Raw genomic sequence first — 21,903 nt, 5'->3', positions numbered from 1 at the left:
TTAAAATTATCTGCAGAAAATGATTTAGGAAGCGAGAGCTTTGAAAGAGATTTAGTATCCAATACTTCACAAAAGATTTCTTCCAGCTTCTTTTTGTTTTCAGTTTTTTCTACTGTATTTCTGAAATACAACTTTATAAATTCGAAAACGATAGTAAAAATATTAAAGCATAATTATTGGTGTTCGTTTAAAATGCTTTATCCAAAACATTTTTTTTGGTAAGCCGTTGGCAGCTTATTGGCTGCAATTTTAACAATCAAGTTCAGCAAAACTTGTGGAATTATTTTACCCATTACCATCATTATCAATGCATTTACCAGATCTAATTGCCGATTTAGGATTAATTCTTGCCGCCGCAGGAATAACCACACTCATATTTAAAAGAATAAAGCAACCTTTAGTTTTAGGCTATATCTTAGCCGGATTATTGGTTGGCCCTCACCTCGATTTTTTTCCATCGGTAACCGACACCAAAAGCATTAACATTTGGGGCGAAATTGGGGTAATATTCTTATTGTTCAGTTTAGGGTTAGAATTCAGCTTTAAAAAATTGGTAAAAGTTGGTGGCTCCGCTTCTATAACCGCCGTTGTAGAAGTTGTTTTTATGTTGCTAATTGGTTTTGCTGCTGGTAAATTAATGAGTTGGAAAACCATGGATAGTATATTTCTCGGCGGTATTCTTTCCGTATCATCAACAACAATTATCATTAGGGCTTTTGAAGAGCTTGGAGTAAAGCATAAAAAGTTTGCGGGTCTGGTTTTCGGTGTACTTATCGTAGAAGATTTAGTGGCAATTCTATTATTGGTTTTACTATCAACCCTAGCGGTTAGTCAGCAATTTGCCGGAAGCGAAATGCTGATCTCTATATTAAAACTTGCTTTCTTTTTGGTGCTTTGGTTTTTAGGTGGAATATTTTTAATTCCTACTTTTTTAAAGGCAACCAGAAAATTAATGAACGATGAAACCATGCTCATAGTTTCATTAGCATTATGCTTAATAATGGTTTTACTTGCAGTTAAGGTAGGATTTTCTCCTGCTTTGGGAGCTTTTATCATGGGTTCTATTTTAGCAGAAACCACACAGGCTGAAAAAATTGAGCATTTAACAAAATCGGTAAAGGATCTGTTTGCTGCAGTTTTCTTTGTATCGGTAGGTATGTTAATCGACCCGAAAATTCTAGTGGATTATGCTTTACCAATCGTAATTGTAACATTAGCTACAATTTTGGGTAAATTTTTAAGTTCCAGCTTAGGTGCATTATTATCTGGCCAACCTTTAAAAACTTCAGTACAAGCTGGAATGAGTTTGGCACAAATTGGTGAATTTTCTTTTATCATTGCCACTTTGGGGCTCACCTTAAAAGTAACCAGCGATTTTCTATACCCTATTGCAGTAGCTGCATCAGCCATAACAACATTTACAACGCCTTACCTTATTAAACTATCCGAACCTTTTTATAATTATTTAAACAGAATATTGCCAAAAAAATGGATTGATGGAATAGCCAGATACAGCTCCAGTACTGCTGGAATAACCACCTTAAGCGACTGGAAAATCCTGTTGCGTAGTTATGCCTTTAATACCATTATTCACTCTGTTATTATAATTGCGGTTATCTTTTTGGCTTCACGTTATGTACAGCCATTTATAGCCAAAAATGTGGTTAACGGTTTAAAGTCTACCATCATTAGTTTAATTGCATCATTTATTTTAATGGCGCCCTTTTTATGGGCACTATCCATTAGGAGAATACAAAAAACAGCCTACTCCCACCTATGGTTGAACAAAAAGTTTACCAGAGGCCCACTGATTGCCATTGAAGTGTTCAGGATAGCGCTTGGTATATTTTTCGTCGGCTTTTTAATGTATGAGTTCTTTGATACCTGGGTTGCCGCCGGAATTGCATTGGGTTTAATCGTTTTGGTAATGGTTATTTTCTCTAGAAAACTACAGGCTTTTTATAACAAACTCGAAAAGCGTTTTATGTTGAACTTAAATGCCAGGGAAAACCAAAAGCCCGACATTTTACCATGGGATACCCACTTAACTGAAATTAAGGTTTCTCCAGAATCTGATGTTGTTGGAAAGACACTTGCGGAGTTAATGATAAGAGAAAAATACGGTGTAAATATCGCTTTAATCGAACGTGGTCGAAATAATATTCCAACCCCAGGACGGGATGAGCGGTTATATCCCAATGATAATTTGCTGCTTATTGGAGCTGATGATCAATTGGCCTCGGTAAAAGCACTTTTAGAAGTCGATTTACCTGATACAGAGCAGGAAAAATCCTTCCCTGATAAGGAAATGACGCTGCAGAAAGTAGTGGTAAGCACAGAATCGCCTGTCTATGGATTAAGCATTAGGAATGCCGGCATCAGGGAAAAAGCTCAGGCATTAATTGTGGGAATTGAACGTGGTGCAGAGCGAATTTTAAATCCTTCTTCTGATTTTATTTTTGATAGTGGTGATGTAATTTGGATTGTTGGAAATAATAAAAAGATTAAAGAAGTAATCTAAAGTCTTGAACTTAATAGTCTGTTTTTAATATAATAATTTCCTAATCAGACTTCCGACTCTATACTACAGACTTTTTTCTATATTCGTACATAACCAAACCTATGAAAGTAGATAGAGAAAAGAGTGAATTTCTTGATGATATGATTGAGCAGTGGCAAACCAGCGGCTTAATTACGGAAGAAACCGGCGGCAAACTTCGAAAAAGCTATGAAGCTAAAAATTTCGATTGGTTACGCCTGGCTCAATATGCATTTTGGGTTGCGCTGGCCTGTGGATTTATCGCACTTGGTTCGCTTTTAATTGATAATTCTATCCTAAACTATCTTAAGCGAGTTTATAATACGCCTAACATAGTTATTGCAATTGTTTCTGGAGGTTTGGCAGCATGGCTCTATATTCTAGGTTTCCGAAGAAAAAAGAAAGTGGCACACTTAAAATTTAGCAATGAGGCCATTGTATTCTCCGCAATATTACTTACTGCAAATGCCATTGCTTACTTCGGAAAAGCGATGGATAATGGCTCTGGCAATTTCTCAATCCTTATCCTGATATCTGTTTTTATTTACGGTGCATTAGGGTATATTTTTAATTCACGGCTGATCTGGGTTTTCGCATTGATATCTTTAGGCGCATGGTTCGGAACAGAAACCGGCTATTTAAGTCGATGGAATTACTATTTTTTAGGAATGAATTATCCTTTGCGCTTTGTTGTTTTTGGTGCAGTTTTAACCGCAGCGTCATTTATTATGAAAGCCCTTCCAAAAACACAACATTTTTTTCAGGTAACTTACATAGCCGGTATGGTTTATTTATTCATTTCACTGTGGGCTTTATCTGTTTTTGGAAATTTTGCCAGCTTAGAAGAATGGTATTCTGTTAGGCAGTTAAGCCTATTTTATTGGGCACTCATTTCGGCTACAGTTTGTATAGTAAGCACTTTATTCGGATTAAAATATCATGATGATATTGCCCGTGAATTTGGGATCACTTTTCTGTTCATTAACCTTTACACTCGCTATTTTGAATACTTTTGGGATAGCTGGCACAAAGCACTTTTCTTTTCTGTTCTTGCTGCATCGTTTTGGTTAATTGGCAGAAAAGCCGAGAAGATTTGGAATGTAGAGTTTTTAAAGTAAATCTGGTTTCTTAAAATAGAAAAGCCGCAGATTAATAATCTGCGGCTTTATAATAAGCTATATATTCTACAACAAAATCACCAATTGCTTTATAATTAAATATGCCGCTAAAACATATAAAAAAATTGCTATTGATTTATTAATAATCAAGCTGCTTAATGCGAACTTCTCTTGAATAAAAGTAGCAAAATGTGCATAAACATATAGCGCTAGCGCCGAACCAACGCCAGAACCAAGACTAAAAACAACTAACGAAAGATAGTCTGTTTCAATCCACTCGTGTAGAATAACATAATTACCAAAAAATAACCAGAATGGAATTTGTACCGGGTTTAAAACCCCAAGTATTAATCCATAAAGTACGCTGCCACTACGCTTATCATCCTTTTTACTACTGGTTTTAGGCGCCTTCTTACGATTGATCCAAGTAATTGTACCCATCGTAATGAACATTAAAATCATGAAGCTATCAACCAGTGTTCCTAATCTTACTTCGCTTACGGCCTCATTCGGATTTATGTCGCTCATAGCCCAACGGGCAAAACGCATCATACCAAACGTAAAAAATACTTCTACGCATGAGAAAGAAATGATGAAATACCACACTTGGCGCATGCCTTTATTTATGGCAAGCTGCGCTACAGTAAGGTTAATATTGCCAGGAGGAATGTACCCCATGGCATTGAGAATGATGCCTATAAAAAACGTTAGAAAAAGCATTGCCGAAATTATGGATTTAAATTCAAATGCGATGCTAAATATTTTCCGGTATAAGAAATTTTCTCTTTGATTAAATCTTCAGGTATACCTTCAAAAACGACTTTACCGCCTCCGTCGCCACCTTCAGGACCAATATCAATTACCCAATCGGCACATTTAATCATATCCATATTGTGCTCAATCACCAAAATGGTATTTCCCTGCTCAATTAATGTATTCAGTGCTTTTAATAATTTTTTGATATCGTGAAAGTGTAAACCAGTTGTAGGTTCATCAAAAATAAAGAGTGTTTTACTTGCATTATTCCCTTTAATCAAGAATGAAGCTAACTTTATACGTTGCGCCTCTCCTCCTGATAATGTATTTGATGATTGACCAAGATGAACGTAACCCAATCCAACATCAACCAATGGATTTAATTTATTTAGGATTTTTTGCTCGTCTTTAAAGAAATCAACTGCTTCATCAATAGTCATGTCCAATATTTCAGAAACGTTTTTCTCTTTATACGTTACATCTAAAACCTGTTGTTTAAAGCGTTTACCTCCACAGGCTTCACATGGCAAATAAATATCGGCCATGAATTGCATTTCAATTTTAACTTCTCCCTCGCCCTGGCAAACATCGCAACGCCCACCTTCTACATTAAACGAAAAGGCAGCTGGTTTTAATCCCGCTGCTTTGGCCGAAGCTAATCCAGAAAATAAAGCACGAATATCATCCCAGGCCTTTACATAGGTTACAGGATTGGAGCGACTGGAACGGCCAATTGGATTTTGATCGACCATTTCGACGGCGCTGATTAAATCATAATTACCAAAAATGCCATCGTAAGCACCAGTTTGTTCGCCGGCATAATTACCAATGGCCTTTTGTAAAGCAGGATATAAAATCTTTTTAACCAAACTTGTTTTACCAGAACCAGAAACTCCACTTACGGCAGTAAAAACACCTAAAGGAAATTTAACATCGACATTTTGAAGGTTATTTTCGCGAGCACCTTTAATCAGAATATGATCCTTCCATTTTCTGCGCTTTTCGGGTATAGCAATTTTTTCTATTCCTGATAAATACCTTCCTGTTAAACTGTTTTTATCTTTTAAAATTTCCTCATAATTTCCGCTAAAAACCAAATTACCACCATGTGTTCCAGCTTCCGGACCAATATCGATAATGTAATCAGCTGCCCGCATCATTTCTTCTTCATGCTCCACCACTAATACGGTATTGCCTACATTTCTTAAAGAAATTAATACTTCAATCAATTTGTTGGTATCACGCGGATGCAATCCAATACTGGGTTCATCCAAAACATAAATAGAACCAACCAAACTACTTCCTAAAGAGGTTGCCAAGTTAATACGCTGTGATTCACCTCCAGATAAGGTATTGGATAGGCGATTGAGTGTTAAATAACCCAAACCAACGTTATTCAAATAAAGAAACCGGTTATCTATTTCTGCCAATAAGCGCTTGGCAACTTTAGCATCAGTTGCATTTAATTTTAATTCGTTAAAGAAAACCAAGGCTTTTGCCAAAGGCATTAGCACTACATCAATTATTGATTTTTCTGCTATTTTAACATATGATGCATCTTTACGCAATCGCGATCCTTTACATTCAGGACAAGTGGTTTTACCGCGATAACGAGATAACATTACCCTATACTGAATTTTATAGGTTTGCTCTTCCAGTTCCTTGAAAAAAGTATCTAAACCGGCAAAATATTTATTGCCTTTCCAAAGCAACTGTTGCTCTATTTCTGTTAACTGACTGAACGGACGGTGAATTGGAAAATCGAATTTTGGCGATGCCTTAACAAAGTTTTGCAACCAAACCCCCATCTTCTCTCCTCTCCAAGGCGCAATGGCATTATCAAAAACACTTTTGCTTTTATCAGGAATAACCAAATCCTCATCAATACCAATTACATTTCCATAACCTTCGCAACGTTTACAGGCACCATAAGGATTATTAAAAGAAAAGAAATTGGGCGTGGGCTCTTCGAATTTTATTCCATCTAGCTCAAAACGATCACTAAAATGTTTTGTCTTGCCTTCTGCTTCAACATAACAATCGCCCTTGCCTTCAAAAAATGCGGTTTGAACTGAATCAGCCAATCGGCTTAATGTTTCTTCTTCTTTGTTGGTTACAATTCTATCAATTAAAATCTGAACCGTTTTGTCATCTGTTAATTCGGCATCCTTAAAATCGGCATCATCTAAAACAGATTCTATTTTTAAAACTTTATTTTCTATTAAAACCCTTAAAAATCCTTTTTGTAATAAAATGGCAAGCTCTTCTTTTATTGTGCGGTTATTGTGTGGGTATAATGGGCAAAAAATAGTTACAGTGGTGTCTTCCGGCAAGGCATTTACATAATCAACCACAGTTGTAACTGAATCTTTTTTTACTTCCTTGCCAGAAACTGGAGAAATGGTTTTTCCAATTCTAGAAAATAGAAGCTTTAGGTAATCATAAATCTCTGTAGAAGTACCAACTGTTGATCTAGGATTTGAAGTAATAACTTTCTGTTCAATGGCTATTGCAGGAGCAATTCCCTTTATGTAATCTACATCAGGCTTATTCATCCTACCCATAAACTGGCGTGCATATGATGATAAACTCTCAACATATCGACGTTGTCCTTCAGCATATAAAGTATCAAAAGCCAGAGAAGATTTTCCAGAACCCGACATTCCCGTTACTACTACCAATTTATTTTTTGGAATGGCAACATCGATGTTTTTTAAGTTGTGCACACGAGCACCTTTTATGATAATATTTTTATGCGGATCTTTTTCGGCTTCTTTTTTGCTCATGTATTGTTAAGATTTTAAATATAACCCGATTAAAACTATTGGGTTTTTAAAACATACAAAAATAGGGTACTGGGACGGTTAATTTATTTTTTAACATTTTATTTTTTGTTTTTTGATAAAAAAATAACTTTCTTTGAATATTAACAACCTCAGAACCAAACTAACATAATCAAAAAACATAGGAGAGAAGCTATAGAAATTAAACATCTACAAATTAATTTTTAGCAAACAGTACGGGATTTAGTGTAGGTAAACCTATGAATTTACAATCATATAGTGATCAGGACCTTGTAAAGTTATATATTACAGGAGATGAGAATGGGCTGCAAGAACTTTTACGAAGGCACAAAAGTAAAATTTATACTTCTATCTACTTATTGGTAAAAGACCAATACTTGGCAGAAGATATTTTTCAGGATGCTTTTATAAAAGTAATTAATACGCTTCGTTCAGGGCGATATAATGAGGAGGGCAAGTTCTTACCTTGGGTGATGCGTATTGCGCATAATTTAGTTATCGATTATTTTCGAAAAGAAAAAAGAACTCCGATCATAACGAGTTCTGATGGGATGGATGTATTCAATATGCTACACTTTTATGATGAAAGCGCAGAGGATAGGATGTTGAGAGATCAAACCCATAAAGACCTTAAGGAAATGATTCATTTGTTGCCTGATGAGCAAAAAGAAGTACTTCTGATGCGCCATTACGCTGATTTGAGTTTTAAGGAAATTGCCGATTTAACTGATGTGAGCATTAATACTGCCCTGGGCCGTATGCGGTATGCATTAAGCAACCTGCGCAAGATGCTCAAGACAAAAGAGATGACCTACAAAGGGTAATAAAAAAGTTACATTAAATATTTTAGGGTTTGAAATAAAGCATCTGAACTATCGTTAAGTTTATAAAACTTATAACAATTTAGTTGCTTATGACAAAAACCTCTACATCAAAAACTAATGTAAATTTACCTACCAACAGTATGTTTCAGCCAAAAACTGATAATGAATCTGATGCAGAAATCGACTTATTTTACGATCAAATCAAAAGTAAGTTAGATCGCCTGGCTAAAAATCCACAAGATGAAACCATCAATAAGATTTTAGCATATAGCAGATCTAAGTAAATTCTACATTTGCCAAAAAGCTGCTTTAAAATAAGGCAGCTTTTTTTATTTGCTTTTTATGAGCTTATTCCATTTAAGGCATACTATTAAAATCAGCTATACTATTCCTAGTGTTGTTTAAAGAGAAAGCATCATTGATCGTGATTTCTTACTATCAAAACTCCAACACTAAATATCAAACATCGTCTATCTGCCTACGTGTATCAAGTTAAAATAAGCGAATATAATTCGGCTATCATAGCCGTAAAACTTTAGTATTAATTTAGGAATGAAGTTAGTTTTCAGGACCATTCTCCAATTTATGACTGAAACATTTTTATTTACCTAAAATTTAATAACATGAAAAATTTACTAATTGCCTTGGTTTTAATATTTACTGGAACCAGTACTTACGCAGCCAATATGAGCCACATTAAATCAACGCCAGTATCATCATTGATATCAGAAATTACAACATCAAACGAGATTAAAGTATCGTTAAAAGAAAATAAGAATATTGCATTATTTAGAAGGCAGATGTGCTTCACCTTTACCGATTTATGTGGGCAAACCTTACAAGTATGGGTGTCGGGCCCAAGTAGTGCTTCAAATTATGATCTGTGGCACACTGCACTTGATTACTCGCACAGTCCAAGTGCAATGAGTTGGGGTTGCTTTAAATAATAGACCTATTGGAGAGTGGTCTTTAATCTTTTTTCAAATAATACCCATCACAGTTTTAAGTGTTTTTAACATCTTCTTCTCAAAACGATGCTTTATATTTATTTAAAATAGCCAATGCTTATTTATCATTCTTTTGCCATCATCTAAATGATTTCCACAATATTTTAGATAAAAACGCATACCTTTACATAGTGTAATTTTAACACTAAGCAAGGCATGAATAAGAACTTACTTCCACTTACTCTAGGTGGCTTAGGTATCGGAATAACAGAATTTGTTATGATGGGCCTACTCCCGGATATCGCAAAAGATTTAGCTGTAACCATTCCTCAAGCAGGATATTTAATATCTGCTTATGCATTAGGTGTGGTTATTGGTGCCCCCTTATTAATTATGATTGCTGGTAAATATCCACCAAAGAAAATATTAATTGCTTTAATGGTAATGTTCACCGTTTTCAATGCATTCTCTGCTTTTGCGCCAACATTTAATACCTTATTTATTGCTCGTTTACTTTCCGGATTACCACATGGCGCATTTTTCGGTGTTGGCTCTGTTGTAGCCAGCCGCATTGCTGAGAAAGGCAAAGCTGCACAAGCGGTTTCACTAATGTTTATGGGATTAACCATCGCCAACATTCTTGGAGTGCCGCTAGGTACTTTTATTGGTCACAATTTTTCGTGGCGAATTTCTTTTGCAGTGGTTGTTTTTGTGGGTTTGGTTACGCTATTAAGTTTAAAACTTTGGTTGCCTGCGCTCGAAGCTACCAAAAACCGCGACTTGAAATCTGAATTAAGTTTTTTTAAGAAAAGAGAAGCCTGGATTATCATATTCATGATTTCAATTGGTACAGGTGGCCTATTTACCTGGTACAGCTATATTGCTCCACTCATGACAGAAGTTGCCGGTTTTTCGGCAGATGCTGTAACTTACATATTAATGCTCGCTGGTTTTGGAATGTTGGTTGGTAATTACATTGGTGGGATATTGGCCGATAAATTTTCGCCAGCAAAAGCATCAGCATCTTTGCTTTTGGCTATGGTGGTAACTTTAACCATCGTTCATTTTGTATCTTTCAGTCAACCCTTGGCTTTAATTATGACGTTTATTACAGGGGCAGTTTCATTTGCTTTGGCCGCACCGATCCAAATGTTAATGATTCAATCAGCCAAAGGTTCTGAAATGCTGGCTGCATCAGCAAGTCAGGCCAGTTTTAACATTGGCAATGCATTGGGTGCCTTTTTTGGCGGACTACCATTGGTTTATGGTTTCGATTACACTTCTCCCGCTTATGTTGGCGCTGCGATGGCTCTAATTGGTGCAGGCTTTGCTTTTTGGTTGATTAAAAGTAATGCTTCTAAACCAGTTGTTCAGGATGCGGCGATCAAAGAAAAATATGTAGTGATGCATTAAAATTTTAATCTGAATTTTTTGAATGATTTAGAATTTGCAATTAAGTCAACGTTTTAATAGCGAAATACAGATACGTTGCCGATTATTTTCTATTTTACATTACATACATATCTGATCATATACCTAGCAATAGTTTCGAGATAATTGAAATGCCTTTCATCGGCAGAATTTCTCCTGTTTTATAAAACCATATTAATCTAAAACATATATTTGCCGATGCTAAAAAAAGAACGTTATAAACTTTTTGTAGAACACTTTTCGGCTAAGCAGCCCGATGCGGAAACAGAATTGCATTACCACAACCCCTATCAACTTTTGGTTGCGGTAATTCTTTCTGCCCAATGCACCGATAAAAGAGTAAATATGGTTACCCCCGCACTTTTTCAGCGCTTTCCGAATGCGAAATCTCTTTCAGAAGCTACCCCGGATATAGTTTTTGATTACATCAGAAGCATTAGCTACCCAAACAATAAAGCCAAACATCTCGTGGGCATGGCTCAAATATTGGTAAATGAATTTAATGATATTGTTCCATCAGGCATTGATGATTTACAGAAAATGCCTGGAGTAGGGCGTAAAACGGCAAATGTGATCGCATCGGTTATTTACAATGCACCAGCAATGGCTGTTGATACGCATGTTTTTCGAGTGGCGAACAGACTAGGATTAACCAATGGCAAAACGCCTTTAGCGGTGGAAAGGGATTTGGTAAAAAATCTTCCAAAACATGATATTCATATTGCGCACCATTGGCTAATTCTGCATGGACGTTATGTTTGCGTGGCTCGAAGTCCAAAATGTGATGTTTGTGAAATTACTTACATGTGCAGGTATTTTGAAAAATTGACTGCAACAAATAAGCGTGAAAAACACGAAGCTTAAAATATTTTTAAAATACTATTGACATTAGCTAAAAAAGATTTAACTTAGCTAAATATTTTAGTAAATTAGTTATAAACATTACAAGCATATTAGCTCACAATTCAATTATATTTACGAAATCAAATCACAAGAAAATGGCAAGCGCAAATCCTGACAAATTAAAAGCTCTACAGCTAACATTAGATAAATTAGAAAAATCTTATGGTAAAGGTACCATAATGAAACTTGGCGATACCGCTATTGAACCTATAGATTTTATATCAACAGGATCTATCAGTTTAGATATTGCTTTGGGTATTGGTGGTATTCCAAAAGGAAGAGTAATCGAAATTTATGGTCCTGAATCTTCAGGTAAAACAACTTTAGCTACTCACATCATTGCAGAAGCACAGAAAAAAGGTGGTATAGCTGCATTTATTGATGCAGAACATGCTTTCGATCAGTTTTATGCTAAAAAATTAGGGGTTGATACCGACAATCTTTTAATTTCTCAACCAGATAATGGTGAACAAGCATTGGAGATTGCTGATAATTTAATTCGCTCTGGCGCAATTGACGTAATTGTAATTGACTCTGTTGCCGCATTGGTTCCTAAAAGTGAAATTGAAGGCGAAATGGGCGACAGTAAAATGGGTTTGCATGCCCGTTTAATGAGTCAGGCATTACGTAAGCTGACAGGAACAATATCTAAAACGGGATGTTGCTGTATTTTCATCAACCAGCTGCGTGATAAAATTGGTGTAATGTTCGGCAACCCGGAAACTACAACTGGAGGTAATGCATTAAAATTTTATGCATCTGTTCGTTTAGATATCCGTCGTATTTCGCAAATTAAAGATTCTGATGAGGTTTCAGGTAACCGCGTTAAAGTTAAAATTGTTAAAAATAAAGTTGCGCCTCCTTTCCGTATTGCCGAATTTGATGTGATGTTTGGAGAAGGCATCTCGAAAAATGGCGAGATTGTAGATTTAGGGGTTGATTTCGGAATCATTAAAAAAGCAGGATCTTGGTATTCGTACGGAGATACTAAGTTGGGCCAGGGAAGAGATGCTGTGAAACAACTATTAAGCGATAATCCAGAATTGGCAGAAGAACTGGAGATTAAAATTAAAGCCGAAGTAACTGGCGATAAATTAGAAGAAAAATAGATCCAGGATTATAAAAATCTAAAAACGCCTTTGTTAGCAAAACTAACAAAGGCATTTTTTTTAATGCAATCTTTAACCTTGGCTAAAAATGGCATTAAAATCTTTAGTTACATAAACAATTACCAGGAGCGCTGCTATTACCAAAGCACCCAAAATAATTACGCCCCAACTCCCACTTAATTTATTTTTATCTTTTCGGATTAAATAATATAAAAGTCCAATAAGCGGTACTGCACAAACAATCCAAAATATTAATGATGCTCCGGTCATGAAAAAAGTTATAAATTAAAAATTCAAGGTTAATTCGTTTGTTAAAATTCCATTCTCGCTTTTGGCGAAACTTCTTGTCCTACAAAATCATTGGCTAAAAATTTCTGATATCCAGCAATCGCGATCATTCCAGCATTGTCTGTACAGTACTGAAATGCAGGAATATAGATTTTCCAACCTAATTCATCTGCTGTTTCCTGCAAACCATTTCTTAATCCAGAGTTTGCAGATACGCCACCAGCAATTGCAATTTGGTTAATATTAAACTGCTTTGCCGCCTTCCTAAGTTTATTCAATAATATTTGTACAATACTATGCTGAACTGAGGCACAAATATCATCTAAATTTTCTGCAATAAAGTTAGGATTTTCTACTTCCTGCTTTCTAATAAAATATAGAATGGAAGTTTTAAAACCACTAAAGCTAAAATTTAAATCAGCAATTTGAGGCTCAGCAAATTTGTATGCTTTTGGATTTCCGTTTTTAGCATGTTTATCAATCAATGGTCCGCCTGGATATGGTAAAGCTAAGATTTTAGCTGTTTTATCAAAGGCTTCGCCAGCGGCGTCATCTAATGTTTCGCCTACAATTTCCATATCGAAATATCCTTTAACCAATACAATTTGTGTATGTCCACCGGAAACGGTTAAACATAAAAATGGAAATTCGGGTTTAGGATCATCAATGAAATGCGCCAATATGTGAGCATGCATGTGATTGACAGAAATTAAGGGTATATTTAAACCCAATGCAAACGATTTGGCAAAGGAAACGCCAACCAAAAGTGAACCTAAAAGACCAGGACCTTGTGTAAATGCAACCGCACTTATGTCCTGTTTTGTAACCTGTGCATTTTTTAAAGCTTGCTCAATGGTAGGCACAATATTTTGTTGATGTACCCTAGATGCTAATTCAGGGATTACACCACCATAATTTTCATGAATTGTTTGGTTTGCAATAACATTGGCCGTAATTTTGCCGTTGTTACATATAGCGACTGAAGTATCATCGCAAGAAGATTCGATAGCAAGTATAACAGACAAATTATTTAATTTTAAGCTGCAAAATTATTAAAAAACTATTTAAAATACTCCTTTGGGTAATTGCATCAATAATTTTGCTGCTGGCGCTTATTATTTTTTCACTACAGTTTAAGCCTGTTCAAACTTTCGTTGCCCAAAAAGCAGCCGCATATTTGTCTAAAGAGCTTAACACTACGGTATCAATTAAAAGCCTTTACATCAAACCTTTCAAATCAGTTGTTTTGGAAGAATTATTGGTGCTCGATCTTCAAAAGGATACTTTATTGAGTACTCCAGAGTTCATGGTTGATATTAATCTGCTATCAATTGATAAGAAGATTATAGATATCAATACCATCCAAATTAATAATGGTCAATTTTTCCTAAAGGATTTCAAAGATAAGTCTTCTAATCTCGATTTCATTATTAACTATTTTGATTCTGGTAAACCTACTGTAAAGAAACCAAAAAGTAAGCCATACGATATCAATATCGGCAGGATAATTTTAAACAAATTTGCCTTCAGATATAAAAATTTTGCTGCAAAAGATACCGTTCAAGGTAAGAATGTAAATTTTGATAATGTTGATGTTAAAGAATTGAGCGGAATTTTTGAAGGACTCGACACCAAAAACCACTTGGTTAAAACCAATATCAAAAATTTAACGCTAAAAGAAACAAGCGGTTTTTATTTAAAAAACTTAACTGCCGAAACCACTATAGATAGCAATGCCATAGAGTTGAAAAAATTGCTGCTGGTAACTGAAAACAGCCGCTTAACAGATTACTATCAAATGAAGTTTAAAACCTATAGAGATTTTAACCATTATGTTGATAGTGTACGGATGAAGGCAATTTTCAAAGAAAGTCATCTTTCCTCCAAAGATGTTGCTTTTTTTGCTCCAGAGTTAAATTCAATGAAAATTGAAATTGATGTAGATGGCCAAATTACAGGCTTGGTTAATAATTTGAGGGCTAAGAAACTTTCAATTCGATCTGGCAAAGCCACGCACATTAAGGGTGATTTTATTATAAAAGGACTTCCAAATTGGAAAGAAACTTTTATGGATCTGAATATCGAAATGGCAGGTACCAATAAAAAAGATCTTGATGAGGTGCTTGCAGGGATAACGGGAAGTAAGAAACCAATGATTCCAGGCATTGTAAATAAGTTTGGAAATATTAATTTCAATGGAAATTTTACGGGTTTCCAAAATGATTTTATTGCATACGGAGAATTTAAAACCAAACTAGGTAGAATTGTTTCTGATGTGAACATGAAAATTGATAAAAATGATGTTCCATCTTACACTGGTAATGTAAAGACATTTGATTTCAACATCGGAAATTTATTAGATGAAAAAAGTTTAGGCCGAATCTCCTCTTCATTATATGTTAAGGGACGTGGAACCGAGTTGAAAGAGTTAACCGAAAAGCTTAGTGGAGACATTGAATATGTCGATTTCAATAACTACAGGTACAGGAATGTTAAAATTGATGGAACTTTTGAGAAGAAAAATTTCGACGGAAAATTAAGCATCAACGATAAGAACCTCAAATTAATCTTTGATGGTGGGGTAAATTTAAATCCAAAACTTCCGGTATTTGCGTTTAATGCTACCATTTCTAAAGCGAGGCTTAAAGCATTAAATTTACTTAAAGATTCTTTATTGGTTGATGCGAAATTCAGCACCAACTTTTCTGGAACGAACTTAAATAACATCGAAGGCCAGTTACTGATTCAAGAAATCAGGCTTCAAAATCCGAAAGGCATTTACCATGTAGATTCGGTTCAACTGATGGCTAAAGGTACTGGTGTTGATCGTACATTGGATATTCGCTCCGATATTTTGGATGCCAGTATTCAAGGTGAATATGACTTGAATTCGATTGGATCATATTATAAAGCCATCGCAAAAACCTACGTTCCATCGCTTAGGGCTGATATTTTTAAGTTCAAAAATCAAATATTCAAATTCAACTTACAAGTAAAGAAATTTGAGCCTTTGGCACAGTTTATTTCTCCGGGTTTGGAAATGGAAGAAGGCGCTACACTCATCGGTGATTTCGATTCGAGAAACAATACAGCAACCCTGAACGGTTTTGTGCGAAAATTAAAATATAACGGTGTAGTGGTAAACAATATTATTTTGGATGAAAACACTACCAAAGAACAGCTACAACTTATTATTACATCCGATCGTGTTCAATTGAATGATAGTTTGTTTATCAAAGATGTGAATATTTCTAATATTCTTAGAAATGATAGTCTATCTTTCAACGTAAAAATGTCGAATTCTGATGAAGCCAATCAGCTGGACTTAAACGGACTGGTAGAATTTACCAAAAATCAGGATACAATTGCCCGTTTGAGTATTTTACCTTCTATCCTAAAAATTAATAGTGAAGAATGGCGCATTCAGGAGAAAGTTCGCATTGCACTAAATAATGGCAAAACATTAATCAGCAACTTCGATTTAACAAACGGTATTCAGCAGTTAACTATTGATGGTTTAATTTCTGATGATCAAAAAGACTTATTACAAGTTGGCTTTAAAGATTTCAATCTGAAAACGCTTAACCCTTTTACGAAAGGTTTTGGAGTTAAATTAAGTGGAAATGTAAACGGGATGACGAATCTTTATGGCATCCTAAAAGCACCAAAGGTAAATGATGACCTTAAAATAGACTCGCTAACATTTAACGATATCTACATCGGAACATTGACTGACACATCATCTTTTGATAATGAAAGCAATAAAGTAAATGTTTTCACCAGAATAATGGCAGATAATTCAGAAACATTTAAGCTCACCGGAAATCTTGATTTAAAAGAGAAACTGATCGATTTGGATGTTAAAATGAACGACAGCAAATTAACCATTCTGGAACCTTTTGTAAAACAGCTCGTATCTAATCTTAAAGGTGATATTTCTGCTGAATTAACAGTAAAAGGAAAGCTGGATAAGCCAGAAATTAATGGTCGAGTTGCTTTTAATAAAGGGCAATTGATGGTTAATTACCTTAAAACAACGTATGTGATTACCGATGAGGTGAAAATAGAGAACAGCGTGGTTTTATTGGACAACGACTCATCGGAAGGTTTTAAGTTGGCTGATTTAGAAGGTCATGAAGCCATCGCTACCGGTACAGTTGATTTAAATAATTTAGATGATCCTACGTTAAATGTTGTGGTAAATGCGAACAGTTTAATGGCTTTGAATACAACATCAAAAGACAATTCAGTTTATTTTGGTAAAGCTTATGGATCGGGTGTTTTCAAGTTTACTGGTCCTACGAGTAAAATGAAGATTGACATCAAGGCCAAAACCGAAAAAGGTACGGTTTTCAATTTACCATTAAATAGTTCTGAAACGGTTTCGGATAAAGATTTCATTAATTTCATTAGCAGAGATTCGAGTAAAGTAGTAAAGAAAACCACTAATTTTGATGGTTTGACGTTAACATTTAAATTAACCATCGATCCAAATACCACTGCAAATATTTACACCACTTTGGGTAATTTAAGCGGTAAGGGTAATGCGGAGTTAAACCTAAACATCAACAGTTTGGGCGACTTCGAAATGTCGGGAGATTACATTATAGAAACGGGAAGTTTTGATTTTACGGCTCAGGAAGTAATCAATAAAAAATTCGAGATCAGACAAGGTGGAACCATCCGTTGGACGGGAAATCCAACTGCCGCACAAATAAACCTCAAAGCTGTTTACGCCCTACGTGCGAACTTAAACGAATTGTTCAAAGCAGCTAATCGCGATGCCAGTAGTAATGCCAACCAAAGGGTGAATACAGAGGTAGAAATGGGTTTAACTGGCTTATTATTACAACCAGATATTAAGTTAGATATCTTCTTTCCGGCGCAACCTGCCATTAAAGAAGAACTTCAAACTTATTTTAGCGATCAAAATAACCTGAACTTACAAGCCTTTAGCTTAATTATCAGAAGAAGTTTTGCACCAGGAAATGGTGGAGAATCAATTGGTAATCAGTTAAGTTCAACCGCTACAAGCACTGCAACCGAATTGGTTTTCAATCAATTTAATAATGTACTTTCCTCTTTAAATCTAAACTTTGTCGATTTAAACGTTCGTTCGTTAAGTGAAGCGAGTGCATCAGTTAAACTGTTTAATGATCGATTAATTATCAATGCAGGTATTGTAGATCGAAATAGCTTGAATGATTTTACCATCATCGATTTTAACCGAAGCAATGTTGGTGGTGAGGTAGAAGGACTATTCCTGATTAAAAAAGATGGAAGTTTGTTAGGGAAAGTAGCCAATAAACCTCCAACCATTCAAAGTATATTTGCTAATCCGGGGATTGACCAAAACCGAAACGTTACTTCTTTTGGTTTAGTTTATACTCAACAGTTCGACACATTTAAGGAGTTTATTCAAAAGATCTCTGGTGCTTATCGTAGGAATTTGAAAAGGAAACAGGAAGGAAATCCTGTAAAAACAAATAAATCAATTAATAAAGAGGCAATTATTAATCAGAGTAAGGGAACTCCAAGGCGGTAGATATCAGCTGATAATTTTGAGTTCGCAGCAAAGAACTGTTAAATTGGATTTGTTAAGTTGGCAATTTTAATTAAATAAAATTGCCAACTAACACTAAACTATCCTTTCATAATGGAATGACCCATTTTATCCCTTTTGGTTAACAAATAACGCTCATTGTGAACATTGCTTTCAATTTCGATTGGAATATTTTCCACTGCTTCCAAGCCATATCCAATAAGTCCTGCTCTTTTTGTAGGATTGTTTGTCATTAAACGCATTTTGGTTACGCCTTCTGATCTTAAAATTTGTGCACCTACTCCGTAATCGCGTTCATCACCTTTAAAACCTAATTTAATGTTTGCCTCAACCGTATCAAAACCTGCATCCTGCAAATTATAAGAGCGAAGTTTATTGATCAATCCAATACCTCTCCCCTCTTGATTCATATAAACAACGATCCCTTTACCTTCTGTCTGGATCATCTCCAGAGCTTTATGTAACTGTGGTCCACAATCGCAACGGCAAGAACCAAAAATATCGCCTGTAACGCATGAACTATGTACACGAGCAAGAATCGGTTCGTCAGCTCCCCACTCTCCTTTTGAAATTGCCAAGTGCGTAGCGTTATTATCCAACTGAGTGTATGCGGTCATTTTAAAATCGCCCCAAGCGGTTGGCAAATCAATTGTTACTTCTTTTTTAATTAAGCTATCGATGTTTAAGCGGTAAGCAATTAAATCTTCAATCGAAATAATTTTTAATTGATGTTGCTCGGCAATTTTGAATAAATCTGGAAGTCTGGCCATTTCGCCATCTTCTTTCAAAATTTCTACCAATAAACCAGCCGGTTTCATTCCGGCTAAACGAGCTAAATCTACTGCGGCCTCGGTATGGCCAGCACGGCGAATTACACCACCATCTTTTGCAATTAAAGGAAAAATATGTCCTGGCCTGCCCAATTCTTCGGGATCTATATTAGGGTTTACGAGTGCCAACATTGTTTTGGATCTATCGCTTGCCGATATTCCAGTAGTACAGCCATGACCAACTAAATCTACTGAAACCGTGAAATTGGTTTCGTAAGCGGCGGTATTTTTACCCACCATTAAATCGAGTTTCAGTTCCTTGCAACGCTCTTCAGTAAGCGGTGCACAAATTAAACCTCGCCCATAGGTAGCCATAAAGTTGATTACTTCTGGCGTTGCATTTTCTGCTGCTGTTAAAAAGTCACCTTCATTTTCTCTATTTTCATCATCCACTACGATGATTACTTTACCAGCCTTAATATCAGCTATTGCTTCTTCTATGGTATTTAATTCTGTTTGCATTTTTATAAAAGCATATATATAATTGGCATCAATGAAACTTCATAATCAATGATTTCATTGAATTTGCCAATACAAAGGTACAACCTAAAAGAGCAATTAATTCAATAAAATATCATCTAGAAGTAAATGATATGTGGAGCCTATTTTTGCTTAATTCGCAGCAGTTTATTGAAAAACTGTTTATAATAATTTACATCAAACAAGGCCGAATCTACCGTGGCTTTATAGGTTAAAAATGCAGCCAAAGGCGACAACACAATAACCGCAATCCACATGGCGAATATTGGGTTTAGATTGCCCTCACGAGCTGATTTCTCGGCGACAGTAGTAATGATATGATAAACCAAAAAGAAAGAAATGGCAATTACAACGGGTAAACCCATTCCACCTTTTCTAATGATGGCGCCTAAAGGTGCGCCAATAAAAAACAACAAAATACAGGAAGCTGCAAGTGTAAACTTACGTTGATATTCTACTCTGGTAAAAATAATCTCACCCATTAAATCATCGTACCTCGGTACCGTATTCGAGAGATTCTGCATCATGCCCGAAACTACATTTGCAGCATTATCAACCGCAGTCTTTCGGCTTCCATTCGGAATGGATTTTAAAGTAACTTCTCCAATTGTGATAGGAGCAATTTTAATTTTCGTGTATCCTTTTGTGGTATTAAACTGTTTAAATGTATTGCTTGCTACACGGTTAGATTGCCAGTTCAGGGTATCAAGTTGTTTGGTTAAAGAATCTCTTTTTTTAACAATACCTTTTAAATTGAGCATGGGCGTACTGTTTCCAAAAGCGTTCGGGTCAGTCCTGTTCATTTCAAATGAAGATAAATCAAACTTAGGCTCGGTTTCCTTAAATCTGCTCCGGTATAAAATCTGACGCGGGTTATAAGCTCCACTGGTATTGGATTGCTCCTCATACTGAACACCATCTTTAAGCTGTAGCACCAAAAATTTACCATCCGTAGTTTTATTCATTTGACCTTCTCTGGCCATGATTACTTTTGGGATACCATTGGTTCCTTTATGATCGTAAATCATGATACCATGTAGCGTACCATCTTCATCTTTGGCATCAACACGAATGGAATAATTTGGAATGCTGTTATTGAAAACGCCTGGTTTAATCAAAAAAGCCAACTTCTTGTTTCGAACATCATAGAGCAGGGAGCTAAACTTCAGGTTGGCTTTGGGCAACATATAATTCGAAAACAAAAACGACCCTATGGTAAGCATGATAATTACCACGAAAAGTGGCCGCATGGCCTTTTGAAGCGAAATTCCAGCAGATTTAATGGCAACTAACTCGTAATTTTCGCCAAGGGTACCGAAAGTCATGATGGAGGAAAGAAGCACTGAAAGCGGTAAGGCCATGGCTACGTTGGCAGCAGAAGCGTAACACATTAATTCTAAAATGGTGTACCATTCGAAACCTTTACCTATTAAATCATCAATCCACTTGAAGAGAAAAAACATCAAAAGAATAAACATTACTACAAAAAATGTAGCAAGGAAAGGTCTGATGAATGCTTTTATAAGAAGAAGATGTATTTTTTTCACCCTACAAAGGTAAGCAATGCAGCGGGAAACTATGCACCTAAAACGCTAATCAAATAGTCAATTTGGTTATCCCAAATTAATTTTTTCTCAGCCAATAGGTCATCAGTTGTAAAATCAGTTATGGCGAGAGCAACATCGTTGGTAAGTTCATCCTGTACAATTTCCATTTCGAAATAGCATTGTGGCTCATCATCTAGCCATTTAAACTTTACTAATTTATTCTCTTTGATAGAAACAAGCTTTGCTTTAAGTTGTTCATCATCCCAAGTGAACGTATAAACCTGATCGCGGAAATTTACATCATCGGCAAACCATTGCGACAAGCCATTTGGCTCACTTATAAAGCTATACAAAATTCGTGGTGACGATTTAACCTCGTACTCAAGCGTAAATTTTTTCTTTTCTGCCATGTTAATTCATTACCAGAATATCTCCGGACGTATTTTTTTTATTTTATTTTTCTAAAGAAAGGTAATTTATTCTATATTTGCAACTCCAAAAAATAACCACCTAAATATTTGATAATATAAGCAAATATTTTTACTCGGCGGGGTAGCTCAGATGGTTAGAGCGCAGGATTCATAACCCTGAGGTCGGCAGTTCGATCCTGCTCCCCGCTACCATAAGGAAACAGCATATATTTGTTGTTTCCTTTTTTTATGCCCCTAAAAATCTAGATTACAATTAGTTGCACCTCCCCCAATACCGGTTCGACATTTTCCAATCAGTTAACCTATACCAAAACAAATTTGGGACTAGAAAAA

At 35.7% G+C, this 21,903-nt stretch carries 16 protein-coding genes and 1 tRNA gene; 10 read left to right on the top strand and 7 right to left on the bottom strand.

Annotation, left to right across the window (positions count from 1 at the left end):
- Positions 1-274: 274 nt before the first annotated feature.
- Both LUA91_RS05815 and LUA91_RS05810 read left to right on the top strand, forming a co-directional pair.
- On the top strand, positions 275-2,521 hold the full coding sequence (locus LUA91_RS05815; protein ID WP_370633602.1) for a cation:proton antiporter: 2,247 nt from the start codon (positions 275-277) through the stop codon (positions 2,519-2,521).
- Between the two features lie 101 nt (positions 2,522-2,622).
- Positions 2,623-3,657, top strand: a complete 1,035-nt coding sequence (locus tag LUA91_RS05810) for a DUF2157 domain-containing protein (protein WP_231425073.1) — start codon at positions 2,623-2,625, stop codon at positions 3,655-3,657.
- Positions 3,658-3,723: 66 nt separating this feature from the next.
- Here the strand turns inward: LUA91_RS05810 and LUA91_RS05805 are convergent, their stop codons facing one another.
- Both LUA91_RS05805 and uvrA read right to left on the bottom strand, forming a co-directional pair.
- Positions 3,724-4,377, bottom strand: coding sequence for a LysE family transporter (locus tag LUA91_RS05805; RefSeq protein WP_231425072.1), 654 nt, complete (start codon positions 4,375-4,377; stop codon positions 3,724-3,726).
- A gap of 8 nt (positions 4,378-4,385) precedes the next feature.
- On the bottom strand, positions 4,386-7,199 hold the full coding sequence (gene uvrA / locus LUA91_RS05800) for an excinuclease ABC subunit UvrA (protein ID WP_231425071.1): 2,814 nt from the start codon (positions 7,197-7,199) through the stop codon (positions 4,386-4,388).
- A gap of 257 nt (positions 7,200-7,456) precedes the next feature.
- Here uvrA and LUA91_RS05795 point away from each other — a divergent pair, with 257 nt between their 5' ends.
- The 6 genes from LUA91_RS05795 (at position 7,457) to recA (ending at position 12,431) form a co-directional block, all read left to right on the top strand.
- Complete coding sequence (locus LUA91_RS05795; RefSeq protein WP_231425070.1) at positions 7,457-8,041, top strand: RNA polymerase sigma factor; 585 nt, start codon at positions 7,457-7,459, stop codon at positions 8,039-8,041.
- Between the two features lie 89 nt (positions 8,042-8,130).
- Complete coding sequence (locus LUA91_RS05790; RefSeq protein ID WP_231425069.1) at positions 8,131-8,325, top strand: hypothetical protein; 195 nt, start codon at positions 8,131-8,133, stop codon at positions 8,323-8,325.
- A gap of 339 nt (positions 8,326-8,664) precedes the next feature.
- Entirely contained in the window at positions 8,665-8,988 is a 324-nt protein-coding gene (locus tag LUA91_RS05785) for a hypothetical protein (RefSeq protein WP_231425068.1), read from the top strand.
- A 216-nt stretch (positions 8,989-9,204) separates the two neighbouring features.
- Positions 9,205-10,401, top strand: a complete 1,197-nt coding sequence (locus tag LUA91_RS05780; protein ID WP_231425067.1) for an MFS transporter — start codon at positions 9,205-9,207, stop codon at positions 10,399-10,401.
- A 216-nt stretch (positions 10,402-10,617) separates the two neighbouring features.
- Entirely contained in the window at positions 10,618-11,283 is a 666-nt protein-coding gene (gene nth, locus LUA91_RS05775; RefSeq protein WP_231425066.1) for an endonuclease III, read from the top strand.
- Positions 11,284-11,417: 134 nt separating this feature from the next.
- A complete protein-coding gene (recA, locus tag LUA91_RS05770) occupies positions 11,418-12,431 on the top strand; it encodes a recombinase RecA (RefSeq protein WP_056094982.1) in 1,014 nt (337 codons plus the stop codon).
- Between the two features lie 72 nt (positions 12,432-12,503).
- Here the strand turns inward: recA and LUA91_RS05765 are convergent, their stop codons facing one another.
- Both LUA91_RS05765 and tsaD read right to left on the bottom strand, forming a co-directional pair.
- Positions 12,504-12,701, bottom strand: coding sequence for a hypothetical protein (locus tag LUA91_RS05765; protein ID WP_231425065.1), 198 nt, complete (start codon positions 12,699-12,701; stop codon positions 12,504-12,506).
- Between the two features lie 41 nt (positions 12,702-12,742).
- Positions 12,743-13,744 carry a tRNA (adenosine(37)-N6)-threonylcarbamoyltransferase complex transferase subunit TsaD gene (tsaD, locus tag LUA91_RS05760; RefSeq protein WP_231425064.1) on the bottom strand — a complete coding sequence of 334 codons (1,002 nt, stop codon included), beginning with the start codon at positions 13,742-13,744 and terminating at the stop codon, positions 12,743-12,745.
- Between the two features lie 152 nt (positions 13,745-13,896).
- Between tsaD and LUA91_RS05755 the strand changes: the two genes are divergently transcribed.
- Positions 13,897-18,264 (top strand): translocation/assembly module TamB domain-containing protein, encoded by a 4,368-nt coding sequence (locus LUA91_RS05755; RefSeq protein ID WP_231425063.1) that lies wholly within the window; start codon positions 13,897-13,899, stop codon positions 18,262-18,264.
- 98 nt (positions 18,265-18,362) lie between these two features.
- On the opposite strand, the gene LUA91_RS05750 is transcribed toward LUA91_RS05755, so the two are convergent.
- From LUA91_RS05750 to LUA91_RS05740, 3 genes are all read right to left on the bottom strand, one after another.
- Positions 18,363-19,574: a bifunctional 3,4-dihydroxy-2-butanone-4-phosphate synthase/GTP cyclohydrolase II gene (locus tag LUA91_RS05750; RefSeq protein WP_231425062.1), complete on the bottom strand. Its 1,212-nt coding sequence runs from the start codon at positions 19,572-19,574 to the stop codon at positions 18,363-18,365.
- Positions 19,575-19,714: 140 nt separating this feature from the next.
- Positions 19,715-21,139, bottom strand: coding sequence for an LptF/LptG family permease (locus LUA91_RS05745; RefSeq protein WP_231425061.1), 1,425 nt, complete (start codon positions 21,137-21,139; stop codon positions 19,715-19,717).
- A 29-nt stretch (positions 21,140-21,168) separates the two neighbouring features.
- The gene (locus LUA91_RS05740) at positions 21,169-21,549 is read right to left on the bottom strand and encodes an START-like domain-containing protein (RefSeq protein ID WP_029284154.1); all 381 of its coding nucleotides are present in this window, start codon (positions 21,547-21,549) and stop codon (positions 21,169-21,171) included.
- Between the two features lie 136 nt (positions 21,550-21,685).
- Between LUA91_RS05740 and LUA91_RS05735 the strand changes: the two genes are divergently transcribed.
- Positions 21,686-21,762, top strand: a tRNA-Met gene (locus LUA91_RS05735).
- The last annotated feature ends 141 nt before the right edge of the window (positions 21,763-21,903 follow it).

This window comes from Pedobacter sp. Leaf250, from assembly GCF_920984735.1.
GTDB lineage: Bacteria > Bacteroidota > Bacteroidia > Sphingobacteriales > Sphingobacteriaceae > Pedobacter.
This window is presented reverse-complemented; position numbering and strand designations above follow the sequence as displayed.

What these genes read in the sequence shown, in the direction of transcription:
- LUA91_RS05790 (WP_231425069.1), top strand. Translation starts at nt 8,131, where the DNA reads ATGACAAAAACCTCTACATCAAAAACTAATGTAAATTTACCTACCAAC.
- LUA91_RS05740 (WP_029284154.1), bottom strand. Translation starts at nt 21,549, where the DNA reads ATGGCAGAAAAGAAAAAATTTACGCTTGAGTACGAGGTTAAATCGTCA.
- LUA91_RS05810 (WP_231425073.1), top strand. Translation starts at nt 2,623, where the DNA reads ATGAAAGTAGATAGAGAAAAGAGTGAATTTCTTGATGATATGATTGAG.
- LUA91_RS05765 (WP_231425065.1), bottom strand. Translation starts at nt 12,701, where the DNA reads ATGACCGGAGCATCATTAATATTTTGGATTGTTTGTGCAGTACCGCTT.
- LUA91_RS05795 (WP_231425070.1), top strand. Translation starts at nt 7,457, where the DNA reads ATGAATTTACAATCATATAGTGATCAGGACCTTGTAAAGTTATATATT.
- recA (WP_056094982.1), top strand. Translation starts at nt 11,418, where the DNA reads ATGGCAAGCGCAAATCCTGACAAATTAAAAGCTCTACAGCTAACATTA.
- LUA91_RS05785 (WP_231425068.1), top strand. Translation starts at nt 8,665, where the DNA reads ATGAAAAATTTACTAATTGCCTTGGTTTTAATATTTACTGGAACCAGT.
- nth (WP_231425066.1), top strand. Translation starts at nt 10,618, where the DNA reads ATGCTAAAAAAAGAACGTTATAAACTTTTTGTAGAACACTTTTCGGCT.
- uvrA (WP_231425071.1), bottom strand. Translation starts at nt 7,199, where the DNA reads ATGAGCAAAAAAGAAGCCGAAAAAGATCCGCATAAAAATATTATCATA.
- LUA91_RS05750 (WP_231425062.1), bottom strand. Translation starts at nt 19,574, where the DNA reads ATGCAAACAGAATTAAATACCATAGAAGAAGCAATAGCTGATATTAAG.
- LUA91_RS05780 (WP_231425067.1), top strand. Translation starts at nt 9,205, where the DNA reads ATGAATAAGAACTTACTTCCACTTACTCTAGGTGGCTTAGGTATCGGA.
- LUA91_RS05805 (WP_231425072.1), bottom strand. Translation starts at nt 4,377, where the DNA reads ATGCTTTTTCTAACGTTTTTTATAGGCATCATTCTCAATGCCATGGGG.